Raw genomic sequence first — 13,170 nt, 5'->3', positions numbered from 1 at the left:
AGGGCGCGGACGGCCGGACAGAAACGGAGGAGAGCCTGCTACGGAGAGGCCATGCTAGAGGGGGCACGGTGGCGGTGACAGAGGGTTCCCGGAATTCGCCGGTTCCGGCTCCGCTGAGTAACGACTCAGGAAGTCAGGGGGAGTTGGACGACCAGCAGCTTTCCGGCCATGGTCACTCCGCCGTCCATGGCGATCGCCAGACCGTCCGCGTACACATGGGGTCCCGCGACCGAGGGGCCCTCGTCCTCCTCGCCGTCCTCCGAGCCGACCTCGCCCAGCAGATACGGGATGGGGCTGTGGCCGTGCACCACCTGGTGGCCGCCGTAGGTCTCCAGCAGCTCCCGTGCGGCCGTCGGGCCCGCCTCGTCCCGGAAGGCGAAGCGCTTGGTGAGCTTGCGGAACAGATCCCAGCACTCGTCGGCGTCACTGCGGTTGAGGATCTCGTGGACGGTCTCGTTGACGTCCTCGATGGTGTCGCCGTACTCCAGGTAGGCGGTGGTGTCGGAGTGCAGCAGCAGATGGCCGTCCTGCTCCACCATCGCGTCGAGCCGGGACATCCACTGGACATGGACGTCTTCCAGCCGGTCCATGTCGCTCTTCTGGCCGCCGTTGAGCAGCCAGGCGGCCTGGAAGGTGGCCGTGCCCGCGCCGGAGTTGACCGGGGTGTCGAGGAACCGCTTGGCACCCAGCAGCAGCAGCTCGTGGTTGCCCATCAGCGCCTTGCAGTAGCCGCCGGCCGCCGCGGCTTCGGCGGAGAGCCGCATGACCAGGTCGATGACACCGATGCCGTCGGGGCCCCGGTCGGTGAAGTCACCCAGGAACCAGAGCCGGGCGTTGCCCGCGGCCCAGCCGCCGTCGGCGTCGATCAGCCCCTGCTCCTGGAGAGCCGCGAGCAGCTCGTCGAGATAACCGTGGACGTCGCCCACGACATAGAGCGGGCCGGGCCCGGCGGCGCTGTCCACCGGGGCGGCCGCGGGCGCTTCGTCCGGGGTACCGGGCAGCCGGTGGGTGTCCTCCCGGTTGATCACCGGCAGGTCCCGTTCGGTGGGGGTGTAACCCTCCGGCGGCTCGCCTTCCGGGTACGCGTTGCCGGGGTGCGCGGGCTGGTCCTCCACGGGGACCTGGGCGTACGGAGGTACGCGGAAGTCACGCAGTGTCGCCGTCCGCACCACGGGTCCCTGACCGGCCCCCTGAGTCATCGACCCCTCCACCACCGTCGCGACGCCCTACACCTGGCGGACGGGCCTGGTCGGGGTCGTCCGCGGTGTCGTCCGCCCATCATAGGAATGAGGTCCCGGCTCTGTGACGCACCAGGGGTGGTGAATCCGGGCACGTACCGGTTTCACCGGCTGTTTCGCCCTGATTGGGGGGATTGGGAAGGTCTGGGACGGGGGGCCGTCCCGGACCGCCCGTGACAAGCGGTGCGGTTCACCGCCCGGGTGGTGTCCGGTTCACCGCCCGGATGGCGACCGGGTCACTGCCCGGATGGTGACCGGGGCGGACTGATCGTCGTACGGGGGCTGCGCCGCTGGGAGGAGGCACGCACGATCAGCTCGGTCGGTATCACCTGCTCGACCGGTCGGTCGGAGGCGATGCCCTCGATGGCGTCGATGAGTAACTGGACCACCGCCGTACCGATGCGGCGCGGCTTGAGGGAGAGCGTGGTCACCGGCGGTTCGGTGGCCGCGTAGACCGTCGACTCGCTGCAGCAGACCAGCAGCAGGTCGTCGGGGACGCGCAGCCCATACCGGCGCGCCGCCGCCAGCAGATCGGTGCCATTGGGGTCGAAGAGCCCGTAGACGGCGTCCGGGCGGTCGGGGCGGGCGAGCAGCCGATCGGCGGCGACCGCCCCGGCACAGGGGTCGTGGGCGGGGTACGCCTCGTAGACCGGCTCCTGGCCGACGCGCTCGCACCAGTCGAGATAGGCGCTGGTGGAGAGCCGGGTGTAGGTATCCGTACTGGTGCCGGTGAGCAGCCCGATCCGCCGGGCTCCGGCGGCCGCGAGATGGTCGAGCAGATTGAGCACCGCCGCCTCGTGGTCGTTGTCGACCCAGGCGGTGACCGGTACGGCCCCGGTCGGGCGGCCGTCCGAGACGATGGGCAGCCCCTGGCGGGCCAGTTCGGTGACGACGGGGTCGTGGTCCGAGGGGTCGATCACGACGGTGCCGTCCAGGGCCACGTTCGACCAGACGTCATGTCGCGAGGTGGCCGGGAGGATGACCAGGGCGTAGCCGCGGGCGAGCGCGGCGGAGGTGGCCGCCCTGGCCATCTCGGCGAAGTAGGCGAACTCGGTGAAGGTGAAAGGTTCATCCCCGTAGGTCGTCACGGTCAGGCCGATCAGCCCCGACTTACCGGTACGGAGGGTGCGGGCCGCGGCGGACGGGCGGTAGCCCAGCCGGTCGGCGACCTCGCGGACGTGGCGGCGGGTGGCATCCGGGAGCCTGCCCTTGCCGTTGAGCGCGTCGGAGACAGTCGTGATGGAGACACCGGCCGCGGCGGCGACATCCCGGATGCCCGCTCGCCCCTGCCGGCTGCCCCGGGGCTGTGCCCGGCTCACCTGGTGCTTCCCTGCTGCTGTCATGGCGAGCCGATAGTAGGGCGAGCGCGGGTGGCGCGGTCGGACGCATATGCACGCGTTGACAGTTACGTTTCTGCAAGATCGAAAAGCCTTGCCGGCTCATTTTTCGCAGGTAATCGGCGGGCGGCACCTGGTGTCGGCGGCTGTCATTCCGTATGAACCTGCCGCATGGCCGATGTATCGATGCGGTCTCAACTCACCGTTACGGGGGACGCGCGCCACGGCGCGAGCCACCGGCGCACGCCAGGTCGCCGTGTGCTCCCCCCTTGCTCCGCCATGGGCGCAGGACCGCCCCGTATCACCGGAGTACGGCCACGGTCCCGAGGCCCGCGCCGCGCCGTGGGGCCGCCCCTGAGCCGCGTCCCCCCGGTCCGCGTACCCGGCCGGCGGCGCTACGGCCCGGCCCGGCGGCCCCGTGTCGCTCCCGGGGCGGGCCCCGCTGCCCGCACGGCGGCTTCAGCCCCCGTGCGACGGTCCCCGTCCCTGCCGCTCGACCGTTCTCACCCCTCGGACCAGCCGCTTTGCCTCCGGCCATTCGCAGGAGCGCGGAATCCTCATAAGGTGAGCAGTATTCGTCATTCAGTCAGCCATTCGTCGGATGTGACGATCGGGCGGTCGGACGGCCAAGGAGGCCACTGTGAGCGAGACGAACGGGACGGGCGGCACGGGCCCGAGGCTGCGCGCCGTACTGGACGGCATCCCCACCTACAAGCCGGGCAAGCCGGCCGCCGCCGACGGTCCGGTCGCGTACAAGCTGTCCTCCAATGAGAACCCCTACCCGCCGCTGCCGGGGGTCATGGAGCGCGCGGTCGCGGCGGCCGGGTCCTTCAACCGGTACCCGGACATGGCCTGTTCCGGCCTGATGAGCGAACTGGCCGAGCGGTTCGGGATCCCCATGACGCATCTCGCGACCGGTACCGGCTCGGTCGGGGTGGCGCAGTCGCTGCTCCAGATCACCTCGGGCCCGGGCGACGAGGTGATCTACGCCTGGCGATCCTTCGAGGCGTACCCGATCATCACCCGGATCAGCGGTGCCACCCCAGTGCAGGTGCCACTCACCGAGGGCGATGTGCACGACCTGGACGCCATGGCCGGCGCGATCACCGACCGGACCCGGCTGATCTTCGTCTGCAACCCCAACAACCCGACCGGCACCGTGGTCCGCCGCGCCGAGCTGGAGCGCTTCCTCGACCGGGTGCCGTCGGACGTCCTGGTGGTGCTGGACGAGGCGTACCGCGAGTTCATCCGCGATCCCGAGGTGCCGGACGGCCTGGAGATCTACCGCGACCGCCCGAACGTGGCCGTGCTGCGCACCTTCTCCAAGGCGTACGGCCTGGCGGGTCTGCGGGTCGGCTTCGCGGTCGGCCATGAACCGGTGGCGGCGGCCCTGCGCAAGACGGCCGTGCCCTTCGGTGTCAGCCAGCTCGCCCAGGAGGCGGCGGTCGCCTCGTTGCGCGCCGAGGACGAGCTGTGGGGCCGGGTGGGGACACTGGTCTGTGAGCGCACCCGGGTGCACGAGGGCCTGGTCGGACAGGGCTGGACGGTGCCCGACAGCCAGGCCAACTTCGTCTGGCTGCGGCTGGGGGAGCGCACCGTGGACTTCGCCGCCGCCTGTGAGCGGGCGGGAGTGGTGGTCCGGCCGTTCCCCGGGGAGGGCGTCCGGGTCACCATCGGGGAGACCGAGGCCAACGACCTCTTCCTGCGGGCCGCCGAGAACTTCCGCAAAGAGCACCTCTGAGCGAACGAGCGCCCGTGCCTCCGCCCGGGTGACAGGCCGGTCGGCGCCCCCGTGAGCAGCAGCTCACGGGGGCGCCGCTGTCGTGGGGGCCGCCCGGGCGGCGGCCCGGCCGGCCACCGGCGGCCGTCGTGGCGGAAGAGGGGCGGGGAGGCCGAGCGCCAGGGCCCAATGGGTCAACAAGTTGTTGATTTTCCGGACAGGGCACCCCCGGCTTCCGGTACGGAAATCAGGTGGTACATAATTGCTTGTGAATGTGAATGCTTTCACAAGCGCGCCTGGCTTGGCCCGTGATCATCCGGAATGGGTGGATCGGACCGGCCGCCCGGCACCGGGTGGACCGGACCGGGGCTGCTGGATCAAGCCACCGGGCGGTGGCCGGGCGAGCGGGGTGAGGGCGGATGAACGACGGCGGGCCCCGGCCCGTACGTGAGGCAAGGCCGTTAGGAGCAGATCGTGGACCTGGCTCTGGCGCCGGAGACGCTGGCGCGGTGGCAGTTCGGTATCACCACCGTCTACCACTTCCTCTTCGTTCCCCTGACCATCTCGCTTGCCGCCCTCACCGCCGGTCTCCAGACCGCCTGGGTGCGGACGGAGAAGGAGAAGTACCTCCGGGCGACCAAGTTCTGGGGAAAGCTCTTCCTCATCAACATCGCGATGGGCGTGGTCACGGGCATCGTGCAGGAGTTCCAGTTCGGTATGAACTGGTCCGACTACTCGCGGTTCGTCGGTGATGTCTTCGGGGCGCCGCTCGCCTTCGAGGCGCTGATCGCCTTCTTCTTCGAGTCGACCTTCATCGGTCTGTGGATCTTCGGCTGGGACAAGCTGCCGAAGAAGATCCACCTCGGCTGCATATGGATGGTGTCGATCGGCACCGTCCTCTCCGCCTACTTCATCCTGGCCGCCAACTCCTGGATGCAGCACCCGGTGGGCTACCGGATCAACGAGAAGAACGGGCGCGCCGAGCTCACCGACTTCCTCGCGGTGCTCACCCAGAACACCACCCTCACCCAGGCCTTCCACACCCTGTCCGCCGCCTTCCTGACCGGAGGCGCGTTCATGGTCGGGATCGCCGCCTTCCACCTGGCCCGCCGGAAGCACGTCCCGGTGATGCGGACCTCGCTGCGGCTGGGGCTGGTCACCGTGGTGATCGCCGGCATGCTCACCGCGATCAGCGGCGACTTCCTGGGCAAGGTCATGTTCAAGCAGCAGCCGATGAAGATGGCCGCGGCCGAGGCGCTCTGGGAGGGCGAGGCACCCGCGCCGTTCTCCGTCTTCGCCTACGGGGACGTCGACAAGGGCCACAACAAGGTCGCCATCGAGGTCCCGGGCGTGCTGTCCTTCCTCGCCAACGACGACTTCAGCTCGTACGTCCCCGGCATCAACGACACCAACAAGGCGCTCCAGGAGAAGTTCGGTCCGGGCGACTACCGGCCCAACATCCCCGTCGCCTACTGGGGCTTCCGGTGGATGATCGGCTTCGGCATGGCGTCCTTCTCGCTCGGCCTGCTCGGTCTCTGGCTCACCCGGAAGAAGTTCCTGCTGCCGCAGGCGCTGCGCACGGGTGAGGACGAGGTGCCGCACCTGGTGCTCTTCCGCTCGCCGCTGAGCCACACGTTCACCCGGCTCTACTGGCTGGCCGCGCTCTGGACCCTGGGCTTCCCGCTGCTGGCCAACTCCTGGGGCTGGATCTTCACCGAGATGGGCCGCCAGCCCTGGGCGGTCTACGGGGTGCTGCGCACCCGGGACGCGGTCTCTCCCGGTGTCTCACAGGCCGAGGTGCTCACCTCGATGATCGTCTTCACCCTGCTCTACGCGGTGCTCGCGGTGATCGAGGTGCGACTGCTGGTGAAGTACGTCAAGGCCGGGCCGCCCGAACTCACCGAGTCCGACCTCAACCCGCCGACCCGGATCGGCGGCCACGACAAGGACCCGGAACGGGGCGCCGACCGGCCGATGGCCTTCTCGTACTGATGGCACTGATGGCACTGATGACGCCAACGACGCCGATGGCGCCGGGAGCACTGAGAGTGCCGAGGGAACTTCGGGCAGCTGGGAGCTGAGGGCATGGAACTCCACAACATCTGGTTCGTACTCATCGCCGTCCTCTGGACCGGCTACTTCTTCCTGGAGGGCTTCGACTTCGGCGTCGGTGTGCTCACCAAGCTGCTGGCCAGGGACCGGGCCGAGAGGCGAGTGCTGATCAACACCATCGGCCCGGTCTGGGACGGCAACGAGGTCTGGCTGCTCAGCGCGGGCGGGGCGACCTTCGCCGCCTTCCCCGACTGGTACGCCACCCTCTTCTCCGGCTTCTATCTGCCGCTGCTGGTCATCCTGATCAGCCTGATCGTGCGCGGGGTCGCCTTCGAGTACCGGGCCAAGCGGCCGGAGGAGAACTGGCAGCGCAACTGGGAGCACGCCATCTTCTGGGCCTCCCTGGTCCCCGCCTTCCTCTGGGGCGTGGCCTTCGCCAACATCGTGCGCGGAGTGCGGATCGACGCCGACAAGGAGTACGTGGGTACCTTCCTGGAGCTGCTCAACCCGTATGCCCTGCTCGGCGGACTGGTCACGCTGACCCTGTTCACCTTCCACGGGACGGTGTTCACCGCGCTGAAGACGGTGGGGGAGATCCGGGTGCGGGCGCGCCGGCTGGCCCTGGTGCTCGGCGTGATCACCGCCGTGCTGGCCGTGGCCTTCCTCGGCTGGACCCAGCTCTCCCGGGGTGACGCCGGCAGCCTGGTCGCGCTGACGGTAGCGGTTCTGTCGCTGCTCGGCGCGCTGGTGATGATCCGGCTCGGGCGCGAGGGCTGGTCGTTCGCGCTCTCCGGGATCACGGTCGCGGCGGCGGTGACGATGCTCTTCCTGACGCTCTTCCCGAACGTCATGCCGTCCTCGCTCGATCCGGCGTGGAGCCTGACGGTCACCAACGCCTCGTCCAGCCCCTACACGCTCAAGATCATGACCTGGTGCGCCGGTATCGCCACCCCTCTGGTGCTGCTCTACCAGGGTTGGACCTACTGGGTCTTCCGCAAGCGGATCGGCACCCAGCACATCGCCGACGCCCACCACTAGTGGGGGATGTTTCACGTGAAACCGATCGACCCCCGGCTCCTCCGGTACGCCCGGGCCACCCGTCTCTTCCTCGCCGCGGTGGTACTGCTGGGCCTTACCGGGGCGGTGCTGGTCGTCGTCCAGGCGATGCTGATCGCGGAGGTGGTGACCGGTGCCTTCCAGCACGGGCCGGCCGCCGCCGAGCTGGGCCGGCCGCTCGCCCTGCTGGCCCTGGTGGCGGCGGGCCGGGGGCTGGTCTCCTGGCTCACCGAACTGGCCGCCCACCGGGCGAGCGCGGCGGTCAAGTCCGAGCTGCGGAGCCGGCTGCTCGCCCGGGCGGCGGCGCTCGGGCCCGGCTGGCTGAGCGGCCGGCGCACCGGGTCGCTGGTCGCCCTCGCCACCCGGGGCGTGGACGCGCTGGACGACTACTTCGCCCGCTATCTGCCGCAGCTCGGGCTCGCGGTGGTGGTCCCGGTGGCGGTGCTGGCCCGGATCGTGACCGAGGACTGGATCTCGGCGGCGATCATCGTGGGCACACTGCCGCTGATCCCCGTCTTCATGGTGCTGATCGGCTGGGCGACCCAGAGCCGGATGGACCGTCAGTGGCGGCTGCTCTCCCGGCTCTCCGGTCACTTCCTGGATGTGGTGGCGGGGCTGCCGACCCTCAAGGTCTTCGGTCGCGCCAAGGCGCAGGCCGCCTCGATCCGCACGATCACCTCGGAGTATCGCCGGGCCACCCTGCGGACGCTGCGGCTGGCCTTCCTCTCCTCCTTCGCGCTGGAACTGCTGGCCACCCTCTCGGTGGCGCTGGTGGCCGTCGGCGTCGGTATGCGGCTGGTCCACGGCGACCTCGACCTCGCCACCGGCCTGGTCATTCTGATCCTCGCCCCGGAGGCGTATCTGCCGCTGCGCCAGGTCGGCGCGCAGTACCACGCGGCGGCGGAGGGGCTCTCGGCCGCCGAGGAGATCTTCGCCGTGCTGGAGACCCCGGCCGGGGCGCCCTCCGGTACGAGGGTGCTGCCGGACGGGCCGGTGCGCATCGAGCTGGACCGGGTGACCGTACGCCATCCGGGACGGACCGAACCGGCCCTGGACGCGGCCTCCCTGGTGGTCGAGCCCGGGGAGACGGTCGCCCTGACCGGACCAAGCGGGGCCGGCAAATCGACGCTGCTCGATGTGGTGCTCGGCTTCACCGCTCCCGCGCCGGACGGCGGCCGGGTGCGGATCGGGGGCACCGACCTGGCGGAGCTGGACGTGGAGCGGTGGCGGGAGCACATCGCCTGGGTGCCGCAGCGGCCGTACCTCTTCGCCGGCACCATCGCGGAGAACGTCCGGCTCGCCCGGCCGGGCGCCGATGACAGCGCGGTGGTGGCCGCGCTCCGGGACGCGGGTGCCGACTTCGTGGCCGCGCTGCCCGACGGCACCGCGACGGTCCTGGGCGAGGACGGCACCGGGCTCTCGGCGGGGCAGCGGCAGCGTCTCGCGCTGGCCCGGGCGTTTCTCGCGGACCGGCCGGTGCTGCTGCTGGACGAGCCGACGGCGGCGCTGGACGGCGAGACCGAGGCGGCGGTGGTGACGGCGGTGCGCCGGCTGGCGGCCGGCCGGACCGTGCTGCTGGTCGTCCACCGCCCGGCCCTGCTCCCGCTCGCGGACCGGGTGGTCGAGCTCCGGTCGTCCGGCGCTGCGGAGTCGGAAGCGGCCGAGGGTACGGCGCTGACGGCGACGGCCGGGACAGGGGCGGGCGCCGAGGAGACACGTGCGGGCGCGGATGCCCGGATGCCGGGCGGCACGGCGGTGGATGCGGCGGCCGGAGAAGCGGACCTGGCAAAAGACCCTATGGGGGAAGCGGACCCGGCGGATGCGGGGTTCGTGGCTCCGAGCCCCGGGGCGGCCACGAGCGCCGGCCGGCCGGGCAGGGTGCTGGCCCGGGTCCGGGCCGGCGCCGGGGCGCTGCGCGGACGGCTGGCACTGGCCCTGCTGCTCGGGAGCCTGGCGCTCGGCTCGGCCGTGGGACTGATGGCGGTCTCCGGCTGGCTGATCTCCCGGGCCTCCCAACAGCCGCCCGTCCTCTATCTGATGGTCGCCGTGACCGCGACCCGCGCTTTCGGCATCGGCCGGGCCGTCTTCCGGTACGCCGAGCGGCTGGTCGCCCATGACGCCGTGCTGCGGCTCCTCGCGGACCTGCGGGTCTCCGTCTACCGGGGCCTGGAGCGGATCGCCCCGGCCGGGCTGCGCACCACCCGGCGCGGTGATCTGCTGGCCCGGCTGGTCTCGGACGTGGACGCCCTCCAGGACTACTGGCTCCGCTGGCTGCTGCCGGCCGGCACCGCCCTGGTGGTCGGCGCCGGCGCGGTCGGCTTCACCACCTGGCTGCTGCCCGGGGCGGGCGCGGTGCTGGCGGCCGGGCTGCTGGTCGCCGGGGTGGCCGTGCCGTGCGTCAGCGGGGCGGTGGCCCGCCGCGCCGAGCGCCGCCTCGCCCCCGCCCGGTCCCGGCTCGCCGTCCGCACCGCCGACCTGCTGCGCGGCTGCGCCGAACTCACCGTGGCCGGTGCTCTCGGCCGCCGTATCGACCGGACCCGGGCGGCCGACGCCGAACTGACCGGGATCGCCGCCCGGCAGTCGGCCGCCACCGCGCTGGGCGGCGGGCTCTCGGCACTGGCCGCCGGACTCACCGTCACCGCCGCCGCGCTGGTCGGCGCCCAGGCGGTGCACGACGGGAGGCTCGCCGGGGTGTCGCTCGCGGTGGTCGTGCTGACCCCGCTCGCCGCGTTCGAGGCGGTCGCCGGGCTGCCGCTCGCCGTCCAGTACCGGCAGCGGGTGCGGCACAGCGCCGAGCGGGTGTACGAGGTGCTGGACGCGCCCGTCCCGGTGCGCGAACCGGAGCGGCCGTCCCCGGCCCCGGCGAGCGCCTTCCCGCTGGAGCTGCACGGACTCACCGCCCGCTACCCGGGTCAGGACCGGGACGCCCTCGCCGGCTTCGGCCTGCGGCTCGAACCCGGCCGGCGGGTCGCCGTGGTCGGGCCCTCGGGATCCGGCAAGACCACCGTCGCCCAGGTGTTGCTGCGGTTCCTGGACCCGGCCTCGGGGACGTACCGGATCGGCGGGGCGGACGCGACCGCGCTCGACGGGGACGACGTCCGGCGGCTGGCCGGGCTCTGCGCCCAGGACGCCCACATCTTCGACAGCTCGATCCGGGAGAATCTGCGGCTCGCCCGGCCCGGTGCCTCCGACGGCGAGCTGCGCCGGGCGCTGGCCGGGGCCCGGCTGGCGGAGTGGGCCGAGGCGCTCCCGGACGGCCTGGACACCCTGGTCGGTGAGCACGGCGCCCGGCTCTCCGGCGGCCAGCGCCAGCGGCTGGCGCTGGCCCGCGCGCTGCTGGCCGACTTCCCTGTGCTGGTGCTGGACGAGCCGGCCGAACATCTGGACCTGGCCACCGCCGACGCGCTCACCGAGGACCTGCTGAGGGTCACCGAGGGCCGTACCACCGTTCTGATCACCCACCGGCTGCACGGCCTGGACGCGGTGGACGAGGTGATCGTCCTGGACGGCGGCCGGACGGTGCAGCGCGGTCCGTACGCCGAACTCGCCGCGACCGAGGGCCCGCTGCGCCGGATGCTGGCGCGTGAACGCGAGCAGGACCGGGTGCACGGACGGGACCGGGAGCCGGTGGCCGGCCGCGCGCCGGTGCCGGGCCGCGCGGAAGACGCCGGCTTTTCCTCGCAAAAGCCGCTTATTACGCTCAAGGCATGACCGCCCCCGACTCCGCTCCCGGCCCCGGAGACCAGCTCGACGCCGCGATGCGGGCCACCCGCTCGCTCCGGGGTCTCTCCCCCGAGCTGACCGCGCGGCTGCCACGGTTGCTGGAGGCGATGCGCTCCATCGGCACCGGTCTGGAGCTGTCCGCCACCCTGGACCGGATCTGTGAGACCGCCGCCGAGCTGGCCGGCGCCCGGTACGCGGCCATCGGGGTGGTGGACGAGTCCGGCGCGGGGCTGTCGGACTTCGTCACCCATGGGGTGCCCGACGAGGTGGTCCGGGCGATCGGCCGCCGCCCGGACGGGCAGGCGGGACTGCTGGGCGCCCTCATTCGGCACCCCGGGCCGATCCGGCTCGGGGACCTGTCCGCCGACCCGCGCGCCACCGGCCTGCCGCCCGGCCACCCCCCGATAAGGACCTTTCTCGGTGTTCCCATCCGCGTCCGGGACGAGATCTTCGGCAATCTCTACCTCGCGGAGAAGCGGGCCGCTGCCCCCGAAGGGTCCGTGAACTCCGGAAGCGCCGGGAACACCGGGACCACCGTAGACACCGGAGGCCCCGGGAACGTCGGCAGCGCCGGAGGTCCGGCCGGGGCCGCCGCCGGGTTCACCGAGCACGATCTGCAGCTGGTGCGGGTGCTGGCCACCGAGGCGGGCATCGCGATCGGCAACGCCCGGCTCCACGAGGCCGCCCGCCGGCGCGAGCGGTGGATCGACGGTTCGGCGGCGGTGACCACGGCGCTGCTCTCCGGCGGGGACGCCGACGAGGCGCTGACGGTCGTCGCGGAACAGGCCCGGGCGCTGGCCGACGCGGCGGCCGGGATCGTACTGCTGCCCGCCGACGGGGGCGGCCTCGAGATCGTCGCCGTCTCCGCCGACCGGCCGTCCTCCGTGCTGGGTACGGTCGCCCCGGCGGAGAGCGAGGTCGTGGCCCGGCTGCTGGCGGGGGAGACGGTCTTCATCGCGGACGCGGCCACCGACCCGCGCATGACCACCGGGCTGGCGCGGCGGTACGGGCCCTGTCTGCTGCTGCCGCTCCGGAGCGGGGGCCGGGTGCTCGGCGCGCTCGCCGTGCCCCGGGCGCCCGGCGCCCCGGCGTTCAGCGAGACCGAGCGCACCCTGGCCGGCCAGTTCGCCGCCCAGGCCGCGCTGGCGCTGATGATGGCGGAGGCCCAGCGGGACCGTGAGCGCCTCGCCGTCTACGAGGACCGCGACCGGATCGCCCGTGACCTGCACGATCTGGTGATCCAGCGGTTGTTCGCCACCGGCATGATGCTGGAGAGCGCCCAGCGCCGCTCGGTCGTGCCGGCCGTCCGGGCCGGGGTCGCCAAGGCCGTGGACGAACTGGACATCACCATCCAGGAGATCCGTACCGCGATCTACGCCCTCCAGCAGGACTCCACGGAGGAACCGTCCGGACTTCGCACCCGGGTGCTGCGGGAGGTCAACACGGCGGCGGTGCCGCTCGGCTTCACGCCCGCCCACCGCTTCCTGGGGCCGATCGACTCGACCGTGGGCGAACTCACCGGGAAGAACCTGGTCGCGGCGTTGCGGGAGGCGCTCTCCAACGCCTTCCGGCACGCACGGGCCCAGCGCATCGAGGTGGTGGTCGACGCGACGGTCCATCTTCCCGGCGGGGCGCGCGGGGTGCGGCTGACGGTCGCGGACGACGGCATCGGCCTGCCTCCGGGCGGGCGGCGCAGCGGATTGCGGAATCTGGCCCGGCGCGCCGAGTCACTGGGCGGGGCCAGCCGGTGCGGCCCGGGGCTCGGCCCGGACGGCGGCGGCACCTCGGTGATCTGGGAGGCCCCGCTGTAGCCGGAGGCGCCCGGGGCCAGACCGGGACCGGAACCGGTCCGAGCCGGGGATGCCCGGGACCAGAACCCGGGTCTGGTACCGGCCGGAGCCGGGGATGCCCGGGACCGGTTTCGGGCGGAGCCGGGGGTCTTCGGGACCGGCCCCCGGCCGGAACTGGGGCTGGGGGATGTCGGCCAGAGCCGGGGGCGCCCCGGGACCGGCCGGGGCCGGGAGCTGTTCGGGACCCGGGCCCG

Annotated in this window: 7 protein-coding genes; 5 read left to right on the top strand and 2 right to left on the bottom strand. The window is 72.5% G+C overall.

Annotated elements, in window-relative coordinates:
- Positions 1 to 125: 125 nt before the first annotated feature.
- Complete coding sequence (locus NX801_RS05715; RefSeq protein ID WP_258785890.1) at positions 126 to 1,214, bottom strand: metallophosphoesterase; 1,089 nt, start codon at positions 1,212 to 1,214, stop codon at positions 126 to 128.
- Positions 1,215 to 1,474: 260 nt separating this feature from the next.
- Positions 1,475 to 2,581, bottom strand: a complete 1,107-nt coding sequence (locus NX801_RS05710) for a LacI family DNA-binding transcriptional regulator (protein ID WP_258785888.1) — start codon at positions 2,579 to 2,581, stop codon at positions 1,475 to 1,477.
- A gap of 634 nt (positions 2,582 to 3,215) precedes the next feature.
- Between NX801_RS05710 and hisC the strand changes: the two genes are divergently transcribed.
- The 5 genes from hisC (at position 3,216) to NX801_RS05685 (ending at position 12,937) form a co-directional block, all read left to right on the top strand.
- Positions 3,216 to 4,316, top strand: a complete 1,101-nt coding sequence (hisC, locus tag NX801_RS05705) for a histidinol-phosphate transaminase (RefSeq protein WP_258785884.1) — start codon at positions 3,216 to 3,218, stop codon at positions 4,314 to 4,316.
- A 453-nt stretch (positions 4,317 to 4,769) separates the two neighbouring features.
- Complete coding sequence (locus NX801_RS05700) at positions 4,770 to 6,287, top strand: cytochrome ubiquinol oxidase subunit I (protein ID WP_258785882.1); 1,518 nt, start codon at positions 4,770 to 4,772, stop codon at positions 6,285 to 6,287.
- A 93-nt stretch (positions 6,288 to 6,380) separates the two neighbouring features.
- A complete protein-coding gene (gene cydB, locus NX801_RS05695; protein WP_258785881.1) occupies positions 6,381 to 7,385 on the top strand; it encodes a cytochrome d ubiquinol oxidase subunit II in 1,005 nt (334 codons plus the stop codon).
- Between the two features lie 15 nt (positions 7,386 to 7,400).
- Positions 7,401 to 11,114, top strand: coding sequence for a thiol reductant ABC exporter subunit CydD (cydD, locus tag NX801_RS05690; protein ID WP_258785879.1), 3,714 nt, complete (start codon positions 7,401 to 7,403; stop codon positions 11,112 to 11,114).
- The gene (locus tag NX801_RS05685) at positions 11,111 to 12,937 is read left to right on the top strand and encodes a sensor histidine kinase (RefSeq protein WP_258785878.1); all 1,827 of its coding nucleotides are present in this window, start codon (positions 11,111 to 11,113) and stop codon (positions 12,935 to 12,937) included. The genes cydD and NX801_RS05685 overlap by 4 nt, the downstream gene beginning before the upstream one ends.
- Positions 12,938 to 13,170 lie beyond the last annotated feature (233 nt).

This window comes from Streptomyces pyxinae (assembly GCF_024756275.1).
In the GTDB taxonomy this organism is placed as follows: Bacteria; Actinomycetota; Actinomycetes; order Streptomycetales; family Streptomycetaceae; genus Streptomyces; species Streptomyces pyxinae.
Note: the sequence above shows the minus strand (reverse complement) of the source record. Positions and strands in the feature narration are given on the sequence as shown.